Consider the following 17066-nt stretch of genomic DNA (forward strand, 5'->3'; position numbering starts at 1 on the left):
ACTGCCGACAAAGCAGTCAGGCCGTCTGAATTTCTCAGCTGTTTACGCTGGACGTATCGACACGTACACCCAGCCCCATCGTGCTGCTCACAGCCACTTTTTTGAGGTACTGGCCTTTAGCGGCAGCCGGTTTGGCCTTGACAATCGCATCCAGCAGAGCATCAAAGTTTTCTTTCAGCGCAGCCTCTTCGAAAGAAGCGCGACCGATAGTGGCATGTACGATACCGGCTTTATCGGTACGGTATTGAATCTGACCGGCCTTGGCATTTTTTACCGCCTCGGCAACATTCGGCGTAACCGTACCCACCTTCGGATTCGGCATCAGGCCGCGCGGACCCAAGATGGTACCCAACTGGCCGACAATACGCATGGCATCGGGAGAAGCAATTACGACATCAAAGTCCATATTGCCTTTTTTCACCTCTTCGGCCAAATCTTCAAAACCGACAATATCCGCACCGACTTCCTTGGCGGCCTCTGCGTTGGCACCCTGGGCAAATACCGCTACGCGGGTGGTTTTACCGGTACCTTTGGGCAAAACGACAGAACCACGGATAACCTGATCCGATTTGCGCGGATCCACACCCAGATTGAACGACACATCAACAGATTCGTCGAACTTGGCCGTCGCCGCTTTTTTAACCAGCGCAATCGCTTCGTCAATTGCGTACAGCTTATTGGCTTCAACAGACGCACGCAACGCTTGCAGACGTTTAGATACCTTAGCCATCACACACCCTCCACATTCAGACCCATAGAGCGGGCAGAACCGGCGATGGTACGCACGGCCGCATCCAGATCAGCGGCAGTCAGATCCGGCTCTTTCGTTTTTGCAATCTCTTCCAACTGGGCACGGGTTACTGTACCGACTTTTTGCGTCAGAGGATTGGCACTACCCTTTTGCAGACCCGCAGCTTTTTTCAGCAGAATGGTTGCCGGCGGGGTTTTCATCACAAAAGTGAATGATTTGTCCGCAAACGCGGTAATCACCACAGGAATCGGCAAGCCCGGCTCCATTGACTGGGTAGCCGCATTAAATGCCTTACAAAATTCCATAATATTCAAACCGCGCTGACCCAAAGCCGGGCCGACAGGCGGAGACGGATTGGCTTTACCCGCAGGAATCTGCAGTTTGATATAGCCGATAATTTTCTTTGCCACAATTTAGCTCCTAAAAAACGGGTAATCACGCGGAATCTTCCGCTCCCCAAAAAATCAGACCGCGCATTATATCGGTTTTTCGATTCAAAATCAAATCAATCATTCCAAGGCCGTCTGAAACGTATCATTCTCACCGCAATCAGATTTTCTCAACCTGGCCGAACTCCAACTCCACCGGCGTTTCACGGCCGAAAATCTGTACCGATACACGCAACTTGTTGCGCTCGTAATTTACCTCTTCCACCAGTCCGTTAAAATCGGCGAACGGCCCTTCGGTCACGCGTACCTGCTGCCCGACTTCAAACTCCACACGCGGCTTGGGCTTCTCCCCGCCCACTTGGACCTGCGCCATAATCGCATCAACCTCCCGCTGCGAAATCGGCAGCGGACGGTTGGCCGTACCGCCGATAAAGCCGGAAACCCGGGGGGTACTCTTGACCAAATGCCAAGAGTCATCGCTCATTTCCATTTCCACCAGCACATAGCCCGGGAAAAATTTGCGCTCACTGACCGTACGGCGGCCGTTTTTAATATCGACCACTTCTTCAACCGGTACCAGTATCTGGCCGAAATATGCCTCCATTCCCTCACGGGCGATGCGTTCTTTCAACGTTTTTTGGACATTCTTCTCAAAGCCGGAGTACGCCTGTACCACATACCAACGCTTAGACATCTCTATCCCCTCTTCATTAATACGTCAAAAAACAACCAAGAAATCAGCGTATCCACACCATAAATAAATACAGCCAGAACCGTAACAAAAGCCACCACAAACATGGTCATACGAAGCGTATAACTGCGCTCCGGCCAAACAACTTTCTTCACTTCTTTGACAGATTCGCGCACATAACGGCCGAACCTGCCGAAATTGCCCGCCATCAGAACAATCAGTGCCGCAACGCAAGCCAAATACGGCATCAGGCTTTTGAGCGGATTATCCAGCCACAACAGGTTCTGATGGGAAACCCACACACCGGCACCGACAATAACCGCAGCCAGCAACAAACGGAAAAAACCGATGACACCGGATTTCGGCTTCGGCTCTTCCAAAACAGCCTGCGACCGAAACGGTACTTTTTGGTTTTCCTCGGGCGACTTCAAAGGTGTCTGCTCAGACATAACAATACCTAACACGGAAATAAAAAACTAACCGGCAAGGCCGGTTAGTTTTTTGTTTGGCAGGCCAGGAGGGTCTCGAACCCCCAACCCTCGGTTTTGGAGACCGATACTCTACCAATTGAGCTACTGGCCTCTAAAATTAAGCGATGACAGAAGAAACGACACCGGCACCTACGGTACGGCCGCCTTCGCGAATCGCAAAGCGCAAACCGTTTTCCATGGCGATCGGGGCAATCAGCTCAACCGTGATCTTCACGTTCTCGCCCGGCATAACCATTTCCACGCCTTCCTGCAGCGATACCGCACCGGTTACGTCGGTGGTACGGAAGTAGAATTGCGGACGGTAGTTCGCGAAGAACGGTGTATGGCGGCCGCCCTCTTCTTTGCTCAGTACGTATACTTCGGCTTCGAATTTGGTGTGCGGGGTAATCGTACCCGGTTTGGCCAATACTTGACCGCGCTCGACTTCTTCGCGTTTGGTACCGCGCAGCAGTACGCCTACGTTGTCGCCCGCCTGGCCTTCGTCCAGCAGTTTGCGGAACATTTCCACGCCGGTACAGGTGGTTTTTTGGGTGTCTTTCAGACCGACGATTTCAATCTCGTCGCCGACGTGGATGATGCCGCGCTCGACACGGCCGGTAACCACGGTACCGCGGCCGGAAATCGAGAATACGTCTTCAATCGGCAGCAGGAAGGGTTTGTCTACGGCACGCTCGGGGGTCGGGATGTAGCTGTCCAAAGCGGCAGCCAGTTCGAAGATTTTTTCTTTGAATGCGGCATCGCCTTCCAAAGCTTTCAGGGCAGAGCCTTGGACGATCGGGCAGTCGTCGCCCGGGAAGTCGTAGCTGGACAGCAGGTCGCGGATTTCCATTTCAACCAGCTCCAGCAGTTCTTCGTCGTCCACCATGTCACATTTGTTCATGAAGACGAGAATGTAGGGTACGCCTACCTGACGCGCCAGCAGGATGTGCTCGCGGGTTTGCGGCATGGGGCCGTCTGCGGCGGATACGACGAGAATCGCACCGTCCATTTGGGCGGCACCGGTAATCATGTTTTTCACGTAGTCGGCGTGACCCGGGCAATCTACGTGGGCGTAGTGGCGGGTTTCGGTTTCGTATTCTACGTGTGAGGTGTTGATGGTGATGCCGCGGGCTTTTTCTTCCGGGGCATTGTCAATCTGGTCGTAGCCTTTGGCCTGGCCGCCGAATTTTTCGGCCAAGATGGTGGTCAGGGCAGCTGTCAGGGTGGTTTTACCATGGTCAACGTGACCGATGGTGCCAACGTTTACGTGCGGTTTGCTACGTTCAAACTTTTCCTTTGCCATGGCAAATTCCTATCTTAAAACTAAAATAAACAGGGTAAGCTTTTGGTGCCCATGGGCAGATTTGAACTGCCGGCCTCTCCCTTACCAAGGGAGTGCTCTACCCCTGAGCTACATGGGCCAATCTGATTTTGGAGCGGGTGAAGGGAATCGAACCCTCACCGTAAGCTTGGAAGGCTTCTGCTCTACCATTGAGCTACACCCGCATACTTACTGTTCTCTGCTCCAACGAGTTGGAATTTGGTGGTGGGAGAAGGATTCGAACCTTCGAAGCTCTCGCAACAGATTTACAGTCTGCCCCCTTTGACCGCTCGGGAATCCCACCAAAAGAGAAACGTAATATTAAAGTTCTTGCCGGAAACCGTCAATGCCTATTTGGTACATTTCAACAAATAATCACCAAACGGCTAATTCTAAATAAAATTATTTTTGCGCAATAATCCGCTCGTATTTGGCCTGCAGCTCTTCCTGCGTTTCCGGGTTTTCTTCGTCAATCAGGATACAGTCCACCGGGCAGACCTGCTGGCACTGAGGTTCGTCGTAATGGCCGACGCACTGCGTACACAGACCGGGGTTGATTTCGTAAATTTCCTCTCCCTGATAAATGGCATCGTTCGGGCATTCCGGCTCGCACACGTCGCAATTGATGCATTCATCGGTAATAAAAAGAGACATTTGCCCTATCCTTCATTCATACTTTTCAAACCAAGGGCGGATTATAGCACAATCCGCCTTATGCCTGTTTGACCGAAGGCCGTCACATTGATGCAGCCTGCCTGTCTGTCCGGTGCAGCAGTGCGAAGCGGCTTATGCCCGCTTTGCCCTCGCGGTAAACCGTCAGCCAGTCGGGCAGCGGCGGCATGTCGCCCGCCTCCATATAAACCCAGGCATGATTTTTCAGACGGCCTTCCAGCACAGCGAACAGCTGCGGCCAGTTTTTCCACGCAAACGGCGGGTCGAGAAAGACACCGTCAAACCGGTCATGACTGTCGCGCAGATAGGCCAAACCGTCCGCCTGCCGCACTTCCGCCCGCTCCAAGCCCATCAATGCGGCGTTTTTTTTCAGGTTATGTACGGTCGGGCGGTGGTTGTCGAGCAAAAGCACGCGGCGGGCACGGCGGGAAGCCGCCTCGAAACCGAGTGCGCCGCTGCCGGCAAATACGTCCAATACCGACTGGCCGGTCAAATCCTGCCCCAGCCAGTTGAATACTTTTTCGCGTACCATATCCGGTGTCGGCCGCAATCCTTCGGCGGCAGGGAAAGTCAGTTTGCGGCCGCGGCACTCGCCGCCGATGATGCGTACCTGATTACTGTGTCTGCTGTTTGTTTTTGCCACGGAAAATCCTTTCGGTCGGCCAAGAATCCGCCATCATGATAGCAGGCAAACATGACGTTTTCCCATACTGTCCGGCCGTCTGAAAACGAGCGAAGCAAGTTTCTGCGCAGCTAAAACGGCTGCACCGCCCCAAACCGCTAGGTGCGTTTTCAGACGGCCTACTCCGCCGCCTTGACGGCATCAATGACACCGGCAATATCGAGCAGGCGGCCTTTGCGGCCGCGTTTGGCGGCAATGTCCTGTATACGCAGGCGCTCCTGATGCGCACCGCCGCGTCTGCCCGTACTCTCGACGATAAATTCGGGCGCGGCCACAACGGCCAGATGCGCCAACCTGTCGCCGTCGCCCAAACTCATCAATTGCAGGCCGCGCCCTTTGGCCATCACTTCCAATTCGCCGAGCGGGAAAGCCAGCAGCCGCTTGGCTTCGCTGACCGCCACCACCTGACAGTCGGGATTAATCAGCGAAACGGCCAATACGGGCACGGGCGGCAGGACGGTTTCGCCCGCCTTCACGGTCATCAGCACTTTGCCCGCTTTCACCCGGGCAACCATATCGCCGAGTTTGGCGATAAAGCCGTAGCCGCCGCTGTTGCCCAGCAGATAATGGCGGTCGGGCAGGCCGGTCATGACGGCAACGACATGGGCGCCGTTCTGCAAGTCAATCAGCGAAGCCAGCGGTACGCCGTCGCCGCGCCCGCCGGGAATATCGGCGGCATCGAGCGTGTAGGTGCGGCCGTGCGAATCGAGTACGACAACCGGCCACACCGTGCGCCCTTCGATCACCTGTTTGAGGCCGTCGCCTTCTTTGAATGCGGTTTGCCCCAAATCGAGATGGTGTCCGGCGCGGCTGCGTATCCAGCCCTGACGGGACAGAATCAGCGTAACCGGCTCATCGGCGGTGGTCTGAGTCAGCGTGGCGCGTTCGGCGGCTTCTACCAAAGTCCGCCGCTCATCGCCGTACTGCTTCATATCGGCCTGCATCTCTTTGATAATCAGCTTTTTCTTTTCGTTTTCATCGCTCAGCAGGATATTCAGACGGCCTGCTTCGTCGCGCAGTTCATTCAATTCTTTTTCCAGCTTGAAGCCTTCCAGACGGGCCAGCTGGCGCAGGCGGATTTCGAGAATGTCTTCGGCCTGGATTTCGGTCAGGCCGAAAGCGGCCATCAGGTCGGGCTTGGGTTCGTCCGATTCGCGAATCACCCGAATCACTTCGTCGATGTGCAGAAAGACCGTCATGCGCCCTTCGAGAATGTGGATGCGTTTTTCCACCTGCTCCAAACGGAAATTCAGACGGCGTGTAACCGTGGCGGTACGGAATTCCAGCCACTCGCTCAAAATGGTTTTGAGGTTTTTCTGGGCGGGGCGGTTGTCCGTTCCCATCATCACAAGGTTCACCGGCACATTGCCTTCCAGAGAAGTCTGCACCATCAGCGTGTTGATGAAGTTTTCCGGGTCGATGCGGCCGGATTTCGGCTCGAACACCAGCCGTACGGGCGATTCGCTGTCGCTCTCGTCGCGCACGCGGTCCAACAGGGAAAGCATCAGGGCTTTGGTGTTCTGCTGCTCTTGGGTCAGGGCTTTTTTGCCCGATTTGGGTTTGGGATTGGTCTGCTCTTCGATTTCGGCCAGAATTTTCTGCGCCGAAGTATGGGGCGGCAGCTCGGTTACGATGATGCGCCACTGGCCTCGCGCCAGTTTTTCGATTTCGTAACGCGCACGCACGCGCACGCTGCCTTTTCCGCTTTCGTAAATCTGCTGCAAATCGGCAGCGGAAGTGATGATGTGGCCGCCGCCGGCAAAATCGGGCGCGGGGAGATACTGCATCAGCTCGGCCGTGGTCAGCGACGGTTTTTTCAGCAGGGCAACCGCGGCTTGGGTAACCTCCGTGAGATTGTGCGGCGGGATTTCGGTGGCCATACCGACGGCAATCCCCGATGCGCCGTTGAGCAGCACCATCGGCAGCCGCGCGGGCAAATGTACCGGTTCTTCAAACGCGCCGTCGTAGTTGGGCACAAAATCCACCGTGCCCATATTGATTTCGGACAGCAGCAGCTCGGCAATCGGCGTGAGCCGCGCCTCGGTGTAACGCATGGCCGCCGCGCCGTCGCCGTCGCGCGAACCGAAATTGCCGATGCCGTCGATTAAAGGATAGCGCAGCGTGAAATCCTGTGCCATGCGCACCATCGCTTCGTAGGCCGAACTGTCGCCGTGCGGGTGGTATTTACCCAAAATCTCGCCGACCACGCGGGCGGATTTCACCGGCTTTGCACCTGCGGTCAAGCCCATATCGCGCATGGCATACAGAATGCGCCGCTGCACGGGCTTTTGGCCGTCTGAAACCTCGGGCAGGGCGCGGCCTTTGACAACGCTCATCGCATATTCGAGATAGGCACGCTCGGCATAGCGGCCCAGCAGCAGGTAATCTTCTCCGGCAACGGCCGAAGACGGTTTCATCACGGTTTCCATACAATTTCCATCTGACGGGTGGACAATCTGACGCAGGCGGCATTGTAAAGCAATTTGCCGGTACGGGCATGACGGCAAACACAGCAAGGACGTGCATGGGCCTGTCCGGTTTCGGGACAAGATACTTTTCCATCAACGGCAAATTGTCGGATTCCAGAATCCGACCTACTGTTAAAACAGGTTTCTGCAAAAGCAAACTACCGTTACACCGTTTCAGGCGGCCTATGCCGCCCGCACATTGCTCGTTCGATTCGAGACAAACAACTATTTACAATCGTAGGTCGGACTCTTGAATCCGACACTCCAATTACAGAAATTCAATGTGCCGGTCGGGTTTCGCAATCCGATATTCCTGCCCCCTCTAACCCTATCCCATCGCACCTATCCACCCGAAAAAGTCGGATTCAAGAATCCGACCTACGGAATTTTCCGATAAAACAGGCCGTCTGAAAACACACGGTTCAGACGGCCTGATGGCGGAACGGACGACGGCAGAAACCGATACACCGTTTCCCGCCGTACCGATCATTTATTTCAACACAACACGGATCCAGCGGTTCACCCAGCGGCGCTGCTTCATGCCGATATCCGTTTCATTCGGATTGTCTGCTTTGGGCGGCAGGCCGGCGTGTTGGAACACGGCGGGCAGTTCGGTATTTTTTACCGCCGGATACACCCACATTTCGGCCGGTATCGCTTTCTGTACCGCACCGCTTTGCAGGTACTGCACCAGTTTGGCCGCCAGCACAGGCTCTTTCGCGCCTTTGAGCACGGCCGCGCCCTCTACCTGGCGGAACACGCCGCCTTTCAGAAACAGATTGCCTGTCGGCGGCACGCTGTATTTGCCCTTGCTGTAAAACACTTCGGCTGCAGGGCTGGTCGCATAGCTCACCACCAGCGGGCGCGAACCGCCGTTTTGCGTGAATTCGGTGTAGTACGCCTCACTCCAATCGCGCGCCACTTTCACGCCGTTGGCACGCATTTTCTGCCACCAGTCGAACGCCCTCTGCTCGCCCATACCCTGAATATTGGCCAGCAGGAAGCCCAAGCCCGTACTCGACATACCCGGATTGGGCATCACCAGCAGATTTTTATATTGCGGCTTGACCAAATCGTCCAGCGTGGCGGGCAGCGGCAGTTTCTGCTTTTCAAACCAGGCTTTATCGTAATTGAGTGCGATATAGCCGTGATCCACCGCCAGCGCACCCGGCAGCGACACCGACACCGGAGCCGACGCAGGCTGCTTCTCCGCCAGAATGCCCGACTGGCGGGCTTTATGTACCGTCGTATTGTCCAAACCGTAAACCGCATCGGCCACCGGCCGGGCACGGCTCAAAATCAGCTTGTTCACCATCTCATTGCCGCTGCCCACTTTAATCACGCTGACTTTGGCATCATTGGCCTGCTCGAAAGCGGCAAACGCATCTTTGGGCAGACTGAACGACTTATGCACCGCCAGACGCACTTCGGTTGCCGCCTGCACGCCCGCACTCAGCAAACAGGCGGCCACTGCCGCCCACAACATTTTTCCCTTCATGCTTTTTCCCTTCATTCCGCTATCCTTTTTCTGTTTGACCGTTTCACGCCCTATCCGGCTGCGCTATGATAATGCCAAACCCCGACCCGATTCAAACTTTATGCACCCGCAACCCGTTTGGCTGATTGATTTGGACAACACGCTGCACGATGCCGACAGCGGCATTTTCCCGCTGATCAACCGCACCATGACCGAATCCGTCGCCCGCCGCCTCAACCTGCCCCTTCACGAAGCCGACCGTCTGCGCCGCGACTACTGGCAGCAGTACGGCGCCACCCTTTCCGGCCTGATGCAGCACCACCCCGGAACCGACCCGGCCGCTTTTCTGCGCGAAAGCCACCCCATGACGCAGATTCTGCCGCTGCTCAGCCCTGCTCCCGGCCTCGACACCGCGCTGGCCGCCCTTGGCGGACGGCGTGCCGTTTTTTCCAACGGCCCGCAGTTTTATGTGGACGGCCTGCTCGAAGCCATGAATATCACGTCTTATTTCCATGCCGCCTACGGCATCGACAGCTTGGGGTTTCAGCCGAAACCGCAGCCCGAAGCCTACCGCCGCATCTGCCGCCTGCTGGCGGTCGAAGCACACCGTTGCATCATGGTGGACGACAGCGCGGCCAACCTGATCACCGCCAAAACACTGGGCATGACCACCGTTTGGTACGGCAGCCATGCCCGCGCCGCCGCCTTTGCCGACTACACCGCCGCCGATATGCAGCAGTTGGCCGCCATAGCAAATCGCGCCGCAACGCGCTAAAATACGCCGTTTTACCGATCCGAAGGAATCCGTCATGCGAACCGCCGCCCTGCTTATGCTCAGTCTGGCATTAAGTGCCTGCTCGTGGGAGACTTACCGAAACAGCGAAGGCCGCACCGGCCTGCGTCCCAAATACGAAGCGGGTACCCGCGTTTACTATCAGGACGGCACCTACTCGCGCAACGGCCTCAACCACCAATACCGCCCCGAGCAGCACGCGGTCAAACCCGACGGTACCGGCCTCCCCGCCGATAACCGTACCCACTGGCAAACGCCCGCCCGCTAAGCCCGAGGCCGTCTGAAACCCGTTTTCAGACGGCCGTTTTCCCTTTTCGGAGTATCCATGAACACGCTGCATATCGTTATTCTCGCTGCGGGCAAAGGCACCCGTATGTATTCCCGACTGCCCAAAGTGCTGCACGAAATCGGCGGCGAACCGATGCTGGCGCGCGTCATCGACACCGCGCGCAGCCTGAACCCCGCAGGCATTCATGTCGTGATCGGCCACGGCAGGGAGCAGGTGCGCGAAACCGTCGTGCGCGATGTGAACTGGGTGGAGCAGACCGAACAGCTCGGTACCGGCCACGCACTCAAAACCGCCCTGCCCCACCTGCCCGCCGACGGCCGCACCTTAGTCCTGTACGGCGACGTACCGCTCACCGACACCGCCACGCTGCACACCCTGCTCGACGCGGCGGGCAGCCAAGTCGGCCTGCTGACCGATGTGTTGGAGAATCCCACAGGCTACGGACGCATTATCCGCAACGTGCAGGACAAAGTAGTCGCCATCGTGGAAGAAAAAGATGCCGATGCCGCGCAAAAAGCCGTCCGCGAAATCAATACCGGCATTCTGGTGCTGCCCAACGCCCGCCTGGCCGACTGGCTCGGCCGCCTGTCCGCCGACAATGCGCAGGGCGAATATTATCTGACCGACCTGATCGGCCTGGCCCATACAGACGGCATCACGGTTACGCCCGTGCCGGTGCGCGCCTCCCATCTGGCCGCCGGTGTCAACAACAAAGCGCAGCTGGCCGAATTGGAACGCATTTTCCAGGCCGGTCAGGCACAGGCCTTATTGCAGGCGGGCGTTACCCTGCGCGACCCTGCACGTTTCGACCTCAGAGGCCGTCTGAAACACGGCCAAGATGTAGTCATTGATGTCAATGTCATCATCGAAGGCGATGTGGAACTGGGCGACGGCGTACAAATCGGCGCGCACTGCGTCATCAAAAACGCCAAAATCGGCGCGGGCAGCCGCATCGCCCCGTTCAGCAGTCTGGAAAACTGCGAAATCGGCGCAGACAACCACATCGGCCCCTACGCCCGCCTGCGCCCCGGCACCCGACTGGCCGACGGTGTCCATATCGGCAATTTCGTCGAAGTGAAAAACAGCCATATCGGCCAAGGCAGCAAAGCCAACCACCTGACCTATCTGGGCGATGCCGACATCGGCTGCCGCACCAATATCGGCGCGGGCACCATCACCGCCAATTACGACGGCGTACACAAATACCGCACCAGCATCGGCGACGAAGTGCGCATCGGCTCGAACAACGTCCTGATTGCCCCCGTAGAGATCGGCAACCGCGCCACCACCGGCGCGGGCAGCGCCATCAGCAAAAACTGCCCCGAAGGCAAACTGAGCATCGCGCGCGCGCGCCAAAGCGTTATCGAAGGCTGGATCCGCCCCGAAAAACCGGCCGAAAAATAAGCCTTCGCCACAATCAGGCCGTCTGAAACCGCATATTTCGGGTTTTCGCTTCGCAGAAACCCGTTTCACTCGTTTTAGCTTCGCAGAAACCCGCTTCGCGGGTTTTCAGACAGCCTTCAATCTTCTGCCCCACTCCGGTCAGGCTCCCGAATCCGCCAGACCGCCCCCCGCTTTTGCGTCGCGCAACCCGATACCTTGGTTCCAGCTGCGCAGAAATAGTGCTGCACACCGTTTCAGCTTCGGCGCAATTCTGCTTCGCCCGTTTTAGCTGCGCAGAAACCCGCTTCGCGGGTTTTCAGACGGCCTGACACACAATTGCCATCAACACCCGTTACAGTAGGCACAACGGCTTGGCCGTCTTTTCCATCTGTTTCGGAGTCCGCATATGAAAACCGTTCTGACCGCGCTGCTGCTGTTGAGCCTTTCCGCCTCTCTGTGGGCACAAAAACTGATTATCGCCCACCGTGGTGCCAGCGGCTATCTGCCCGAGCACACTCTGGAAAGCAAAGCCCTGGCGTTCGGCCAGCGCGCCGACTATCTGGAACAGGATTTGGCGATGACCAAAGACAACCAACTGGTTGTCATTCACGATCATTTCCTCGACGGCCTGACCGATGTCGCACAAAAATTTCCCGGCCGCGCCCGTGCCGACGGCCGGTTTTATGTGGTGGATTTCACACTGGACGAAATCCGTTCGCTGCGCATGACGGAAAACTTCAAAACCGAAAACGGCCGCCAAGTGGCCGTCTATCCCCAACGCTTCCCGCTGTGGCAGGGCAATTTCCGCATCCACACTTTTGAAGAAGAGCTGCAATTTATCCGCGGACTGGAAAAATCCACCGGCAAAACCATCGGCATCTATCCCGAAATCAAAGCCCCGTGGCTGCACCATCAGGAAGGCAAAGACATCGCCCGCGCCACTTTGGAAATGCTGAAAAAATACGGCTACACCGGCAGGCAAGATGCCGTTTTCCTGCAAACCTTCGACTTTAACGAACTCAAACGCATCAAGCAGGAGCTGATGCCGCAGATGGGCATGGATGTGAAACTGGTGCAGCTGGTGGCCTATACCGACTGGAAAGAAACGCAGGAGCGGCGCAACGGCAAATGGGTCAATTACAGCTACGACTGGATGTTCAAGCCCGGTGCAATGAAAGAAATCGCCCGCTATGCCGACGGGGTGGGGCCGGCCTGGTATATGCTGCTGGACGGGAAAAAATCGCAACGCGGGCGCATCGCCGTTACCCCGATGGTGGCCGACATTCAGAACGCGCGCCTGAAACTGCACCCCTACACCGTGCGCCGCGACGCGCTGCCGCCCTATGTTGCCGACATCGACGAAATGTATGCCGCCCTGTTCAATCAGGCACACGCCGACGGCATCTTTACCGACTTCCCCGACACTTTGGCCGCCTATCTGAAAAAATAGGCAGCGGTTTGGCAGTCTGAAAAATCAGCCGAAAGGCCGTCTGAATACACAGCCGTTTTCAGACGGCCTTAAATTTTCTGCCCGCGCAGATTCTCCTGCCGGATACCGGTATCCGACCTGCTTCCTGCTCCCGATCTACCAGCCCGTAGGTCGGATTCCCGAATCCGGCACACCCAACCGCCAACATTGAGGATTCCGATACGGATTGATTGTTGATTGGATTTTGATTTGTCGGATTCGGGAATCCGGCCCACCCATTTACAGCCCGATCCGTCCAAAGTCAAACAGCCCGCACAACGGTTACCGTTGTCCAAAAAAGGCCGTCTGAATCCCCAAATCAAGGTTTCAGACGGCCTCAGTATGCAGGTCGGATTCTGGAATCCGACACACCAAACCGCAACATTGCCCTGCCCGATCCGATGTCATTGAACACCGCCGATACGGATGGGCTGTCGGTTGGATTGTCTTCCGTCGGATTCAAGAATCCGACCTACCCAAGATACAGCTTTATTCCACGGTTACCGACTTGGCCAGATTGCGCGGTTTATCGACATCGGTACCGCGTGCCAAGGCGGTATGGTACGACAGCAGCTGCACGGGGACGGTATGCACGACAGGCGACAAAATGCCGACGTGGCGCGGGGTACGGATGACATAAACGCCCGCATCTTCGCTGAAATGGCTGTCCGAATCGGCAAATACGAACAGTTCGCCCCCGCGCGCGCCCACTTCCTGCATATTGGCTTTCACTTTATCGAGCAGGCTGTCGTTGGGCGCAATCACCACCACGGGCATATTTTCGTCCACCAAGGCCAAGGGGCCGTGTTTCAGCTCGCCTGCCGGATAGGCTTCGGCATGGATATAGGTGATTTCTTTCAGTTTCAGCGCGCCTTCCAGCGCAATCGGGTAATGAATGCCCCGGCCGAGAAACAGCGCGCTGGTTTTCTTGGCAAACTTTTGTGCCCATGCGGCAATCTGCGGTTCGAGGTTCATCACGTGCTGGATACTGCCCGGCAGCTGGCGCAGTTCTTCCGTATAAGCCTGCACCTGCGCTTCGCCGATCAGGCCGCGCTGTTTGGCCAGCGTCACCGCCAAGCCGAACAGCGCCACCAGCTGCGTGGTAAACGCCTTAGTCGATGCCACACCGATTTCGGCACCCGCACGGGTGTAGAACACCAAACTGCTTTCGCGCGGCAAGGCCGACTCCATCACATTGCAGATGGACAGACTGTAACGGTGGCCGAGCGATTGGGCGTATTTCAGGGCTTCCATCGTGTCCAGCGTTTCACCCGACTGCGAAATAGTGATGACCAACTGGTCGGGGTCGGCAATCACTTGGCGGTAGCGGTATTCACTGGCGATTTCGACATCGGTGGCGATTTTCGCCACTGCTTCGAGCCAGTATTTGGCCGTCAGCGCAGCATAATAGGACGTACCGCAGGCCAAAATCTTGATGCTGCGCACGACATCGAACACTTCCCGCGCACCGGTGCCGAAGTTTTCCGCCTCAAAACCGCCGTTGAGAAACACTTCGGCCGTATCGGCCACCGCCTTGGGCTGCTCGTGGATTTCTTTCTGCATAAAATGGCTGTACGGCCCCAGTTCCAGCGATGCGAGCGACAACTCGGACACGCGTGCTTTGCGCTCTGCCGCCGCGCCGTTTTTATCCGTCAGCCGCACAAACCCCTGCGCATTCAGTTCGGCAATATCGCCGTCTTCCAAAAACGCCACATGGCGGGTAAACGCAATCACGGCCGACACGTCGGACGCGATAAAGGTTTCGTCTTCGCCCAAAGCCACCAAGAGCGGGCAGCCCATACGCGCCACCACCATGCTGCCCGGTTTGTCCTGCGCCATCACCGCAATCGCATACGCGCCGTGAAAACGCGCCGCCGCCGCGCGCACCGCTTCAAACAGGCAGCCGCCGTTGCGGCCGTATTCGTGCTGCACGCTGTGGGCGATGACTTCTGTATCGGTTTGCGACTCGAACGCATAGCCCAAAGCCTGCAAACGCTCGCGCTCGGCTTCAAAGTTTTCGATGATGCCGTTGTGCACCACCGCAATCAGGCCGCCCGAAATATGCGGGTGGGCGTTCGGCTCGGTTACCCCGCCGTGCGTCGCCCAGCGGGTATGGCCGATGCCCGTATGGCCGCTCAGCCCTTTGCCTTTGGCCGCCGCCTCCATCATGGCCACACGGCCGACACGGCGCACGCGGCGGATACGATCCCCGTCGTGCACCGCGATACCCGATGAATCATAACCGCGATATTCCAGCCTTTTGAGGCCGTCGGTTAAAAAATCCACAACATTGTGATGGGCGCGAACCGCGCCGACGATACCGCACATAATCTGTTCCTTAGTATCCGATTGATCAAAAAAACGCCGTTTCAGACGGCCTCTGCGCCCGCCCCCGAATCGTTGGAACGGACGTTTTCCGCTTGCGGCCGCAGCGGCGCACCGCCCCCTGCCGCATCGGAACCAGCCGCCGATTATAACCCGAAACCGCCGTCTGAACGGCAGCACGGCAGCGCGCAAATGTGCCCGCAGCGTTTCAACCTATGCCCCCATACCGTTTATCAAGCACGAAAGTAAGACGGATACGCCTTGCCAGCCGCACCTTGCGGTAGGTCGGATTCTTGAATCCGACACCCTTTTTCTGCCTGACCGAACCGTGTCGGATACAAGTATCCGACCTACGTTCAGACAGCAAAACAATCGGCCGCCCCAATCAAGCGCAATGCCGAAAGCACACAACAAAAGGCCGTCTGAAATTCAGCTTTGGCCGGATACACGTAGGTCGGATACGCTGTATCCGACACCGGCTCGGCCGCCACCGGATCGGTTTTCACAAACACAATCGGTACGCTATCGCCGGAGACCCGATTATCCGAAATACCTCATCTGACTGAATCATGCCGGATATGAAATCTCCGTCCTACCAAGACTGCCCTAAAATACCTGAAACTGGTTTCAGCCCTTACCCAAGGCTGTCTGAATGCCGATTGAGCCGAATATGCGTAGGTCGGATACTCGTATCCGACACCAGCTTGGCTGCTGGCAAGATGTGTTTTTGGCCGGATACGGGCAGCATTGTATCGGATACTCGATATGCGGAAATCCCACTCCCGACCTCCTTATATCGGCACAGATATCCGGCCTATGCTCTTCGCTAACCGGTCGGATTCACGCCCTTGCCGGATACAAGTATCCGGCCTACGTTCTCAATCCTACGCTTTTTCAGACGGCCATACAGACGGATTTCCGGCAGCGATACCCTGCCTGCGGACACAAAAAACCCGCAAAACACAGGTTTTGCGGGTTGGGATACAAAACGGAAAATCCGCTGTCAATATCAGTCTTGACGCAGCTGGCCGATACCGTCCACTTCGATTTCCACGCGGCGGTTCGGTTGCAGACAGGCGATTTCCTGCTCGCGCGGCAGCGTGGCGGCACACTCTTTGACCGGATAGCGTTTGCCCAAGCCCTGCGCGCTCATGATGCCGACCGGTACACCGCGCGACACCAGATAGCGGCGTACGGTTTCGGCACGGCGCATCGACAGCGCGTCATTGTAGGCATCGCTGCCTTTGCGGTCGGTATGGCCGATGATACGGATGGCGTTGATGCGCTCGAAACGCTTAACGTCTTCGGCAAAACGGTCGAGTTTGGCATAGCCCTCGGGCAACATATCGCTGCTGCCGCTCTTATCGAAGGCAAACAGCGCATCGGCGCCCAAAGTCAGCCGCTGGGTAGATGATTTTTCCGATACCGGGCCTTTGGGCGGGCAGACGGCATCTTTCGGATATACCGGCTTCCAATAGAAGCTGCGGGCGAATTTATCTTTGTCGTAAATAACTTTGAACTGGCAGGTGGTCACATCGGCCACGTTCGCCGTATTGTCGGGATCCTTCGGCACACCCGGGGTATGGAAGTGGAACAGATAATCCCACTCGCGTACATTGAACATGCCTTCATCGTAATGCGGACGGCCGATCAGCTTGTACAGCTCGTCTTTCGTCATACCCGCTTTGATGTTAACCAATTCATCGGTGGTCGGGAACGTACCGCGCTTATTGTTGAACGTCAGCGAATATGGTTCGGGGAAAACAGGTTCGTCTGTCGTACCGTCGGCACGGACATCACTCTTGGTGGCACAAGCAGCCAGCAGACTGACCGCCAGCAGGGTCGCGCCTGTTTTCCAGAATTTAATGGATTTCATCTTTCATTCCT

General features: G+C 56.8%; 15 protein-coding genes, 4 tRNA genes and 1 pseudogene. 4 read left to right on the forward strand and 16 right to left on the reverse strand.

The genetic code is table 11. The features are described 5' to 3' along the window. Positions 1–34: 34 nt before the first annotated feature. From rplA to ORY85_RS07020, 13 genes are all read right to left on the reverse strand, one after another. The gene (rplA, locus tag ORY85_RS06960; protein WP_274572541.1) at positions 35–730 is read right to left on the reverse strand and encodes a 50S ribosomal protein L1; all 696 of its coding nucleotides are present in this window, start codon (positions 728–730) and stop codon (positions 35–37) included. Then, positions 730–1161: a 50S ribosomal protein L11 gene (rplK, locus tag ORY85_RS06965; RefSeq protein WP_274572540.1), complete on the reverse strand. Its 432-nt coding sequence runs from the start codon at positions 1159–1161 to the stop codon at positions 730–732. Before rplK ends, rplA begins: the two co-directional genes overlap by 1 nt. A 139-nt stretch (positions 1162–1300) precedes the next feature. Further along, entirely contained in the window at positions 1301–1834 is a 534-nt protein-coding gene (nusG, locus tag ORY85_RS06970; RefSeq protein WP_274572539.1) for a transcription termination/antitermination protein NusG, read from the reverse strand. A 2-nt stretch (positions 1835–1836) separates the two neighbouring features. Further along, complete coding sequence (gene secE, locus ORY85_RS10625; protein ID WP_274572538.1) at positions 1837–2280, reverse strand: preprotein translocase subunit SecE; 444 nt, start codon at positions 2278–2280, stop codon at positions 1837–1839. A 57-nt stretch (positions 2281–2337) separates the two neighbouring features. After that, a tRNA-Trp gene (locus ORY85_RS06980) sits at positions 2338–2413 on the reverse strand. Positions 2414–2419: 6 nt separating this feature from the next. Continuing rightward, a complete protein-coding gene (gene tuf / locus ORY85_RS06985) occupies positions 2420–3604 on the reverse strand; it encodes an elongation factor Tu (protein ID WP_338577843.1) in 1185 nt (394 codons plus the stop codon). 43 nt (positions 3605–3647) lie between these two features. Continuing rightward, a tRNA-Thr gene (locus ORY85_RS06990) sits at positions 3648–3722 on the reverse strand. Positions 3723–3733: 11 nt separating this feature from the next. Beyond that, positions 3734–3807 (reverse strand) — tRNA-Gly (locus tag ORY85_RS06995). A gap of 35 nt (positions 3808–3842) precedes the next feature. Further along, positions 3843–3926: transfer RNA gene (locus ORY85_RS07000), tRNA-Tyr, on the reverse strand. A gap of 98 nt (positions 3927–4024) precedes the next feature. Next, a complete protein-coding gene (locus ORY85_RS07005) occupies positions 4025–4276 on the reverse strand; it encodes a YfhL family 4Fe-4S dicluster ferredoxin (protein ID WP_274571901.1) in 252 nt (83 codons plus the stop codon). Positions 4277–4358: 82 nt separating this feature from the next. Further along, positions 4359–4937, reverse strand: coding sequence for a 16S rRNA (guanine(966)-N(2))-methyltransferase RsmD (gene rsmD / locus ORY85_RS07010; protein ID WP_274571902.1), 579 nt, complete (start codon positions 4935–4937; stop codon positions 4359–4361). A 158-nt stretch (positions 4938–5095) separates the two neighbouring features. Next, a complete protein-coding gene (gene parC / locus ORY85_RS07015; protein WP_274571903.1) occupies positions 5096–7405 on the reverse strand; it encodes a DNA topoisomerase IV subunit A in 2310 nt (769 codons plus the stop codon). Between the two features lie 529 nt (positions 7406–7934). Continuing rightward, positions 7935–8930, reverse strand: a complete 996-nt coding sequence (locus ORY85_RS07020) for a thiamine ABC transporter substrate binding subunit (RefSeq protein WP_405030353.1) — start codon at positions 8928–8930, stop codon at positions 7935–7937. A gap of 112 nt (positions 8931–9042) precedes the next feature. Here ORY85_RS07020 and ORY85_RS07025 point away from each other — a divergent pair, with 112 nt between their 5' ends. The 4 genes from ORY85_RS07025 (at position 9043) to glpQ (ending at position 12836) form a co-directional block, all read left to right on the forward strand. Beyond that, positions 9043–9696 (forward strand): pyrimidine 5'-nucleotidase, encoded by a 654-nt coding sequence (locus ORY85_RS07025; protein ID WP_274571905.1) that lies wholly within the window; start codon positions 9043–9045, stop codon positions 9694–9696. Between the two features lie 34 nt (positions 9697–9730). Then, positions 9731–9982: a spore cortex protein gene (locus ORY85_RS07030; protein WP_274571906.1), complete on the forward strand. Its 252-nt coding sequence runs from the start codon at positions 9731–9733 to the stop codon at positions 9980–9982. A 57-nt stretch (positions 9983–10039) separates the two neighbouring features. Beyond that, positions 10040–11407, forward strand: coding sequence for a bifunctional UDP-N-acetylglucosamine diphosphorylase/glucosamine-1-phosphate N-acetyltransferase GlmU (gene glmU, locus ORY85_RS07035; protein ID WP_274571907.1), 1368 nt, complete (start codon positions 10040–10042; stop codon positions 11405–11407). 385 nt (positions 11408–11792) lie between these two features. Next, positions 11793–12836: a glycerophosphodiester phosphodiesterase gene (glpQ, locus tag ORY85_RS07040; protein ID WP_274571908.1), complete on the forward strand. Its 1044-nt coding sequence runs from the start codon at positions 11793–11795 to the stop codon at positions 12834–12836. Positions 12837–13343: 507 nt separating this feature from the next. On the opposite strand, the gene glmS is transcribed toward glpQ, so the two are convergent. From glmS to ORY85_RS07055, 3 genes and pseudogenes are all read right to left on the reverse strand, one after another. After that, a complete protein-coding gene (gene glmS / locus ORY85_RS07045; RefSeq protein WP_274571909.1) occupies positions 13344–15182 on the reverse strand; it encodes a glutamine--fructose-6-phosphate transaminase (isomerizing) in 1839 nt (612 codons plus the stop codon). Between the two features lie 1006 nt (positions 15183–16188). Further along, a complete protein-coding gene (locus ORY85_RS07050; protein WP_274572001.1) occupies positions 16189–16572 on the reverse strand; it encodes an OmpA family protein in 384 nt (127 codons plus the stop codon). Between the two features lie 24 nt (positions 16573–16596). Continuing rightward, positions 16597–17055: pseudogene (locus ORY85_RS07055) on the reverse strand (outer membrane protein assembly factor BamE); the annotation flags it as partial. Positions 17056–17066: the final 11 nt, after the last annotated feature.

It is taken from the genome of Neisseria leonii (genome assembly GCF_028776105.2).
GTDB lineage: Bacteria > Pseudomonadota > Gammaproteobacteria > Burkholderiales > Neisseriaceae > Neisseria > Neisseria leonii.

Coding starts and splice junctions, on each gene's coding strand:
- rplA (WP_274572541.1), bottom strand. CDS start 730: ATGGCTAAGGTATCTAAACGTCTGCAAGCGTTGCGTGCGTCTGTTGAA.
- nusG (WP_274572539.1), bottom strand. CDS start 1,834: ATGTCTAAGCGTTGGTATGTGGTACAGGCGTACTCCGGCTTTGAGAAG.
- secE (WP_274572538.1), bottom strand. CDS start 2,280: ATGTCTGAGCAGACACCTTTGAAGTCGCCCGAGGAAAACCAAAAAGTA.
- tuf (WP_338577843.1), bottom strand. CDS start 3,604: ATGGCAAAGGAAAAGTTTGAACGTAGCAAACCGCACGTAAACGTTGGC.
- ORY85_RS07005 (WP_274571901.1), bottom strand. CDS start 4,276: ATGTCTCTTTTTATTACCGATGAATGCATCAATTGCGACGTGTGCGAG.
- parC (WP_274571903.1), bottom strand. CDS start 7,405: ATGGAAACCGTGATGAAACCGTCTTCGGCCGTTGCCGGAGAAGATTAC.
- ORY85_RS07020 (WP_405030353.1), bottom strand. CDS start 8,930: ATGTTGTGGGCGGCAGTGGCCGCCTGTTTGCTGAGTGCGGGCGTGCAG.
- ORY85_RS07025 (WP_274571905.1), top strand. CDS start 9,043: ATGCACCCGCAACCCGTTTGGCTGATTGATTTGGACAACACGCTGCAC.
- ORY85_RS07030 (WP_274571906.1), top strand. CDS start 9,731: ATGCGAACCGCCGCCCTGCTTATGCTCAGTCTGGCATTAAGTGCCTGC.
- glmU (WP_274571907.1), top strand. CDS start 10,040: ATGAACACGCTGCATATCGTTATTCTCGCTGCGGGCAAAGGCACCCGT.
- glpQ (WP_274571908.1), top strand. CDS start 11,793: ATGAAAACCGTTCTGACCGCGCTGCTGCTGTTGAGCCTTTCCGCCTCT.
- glmS (WP_274571909.1), bottom strand. CDS start 15,182: ATGTGCGGTATCGTCGGCGCGGTTCGCGCCCATCACAATGTTGTGGAT.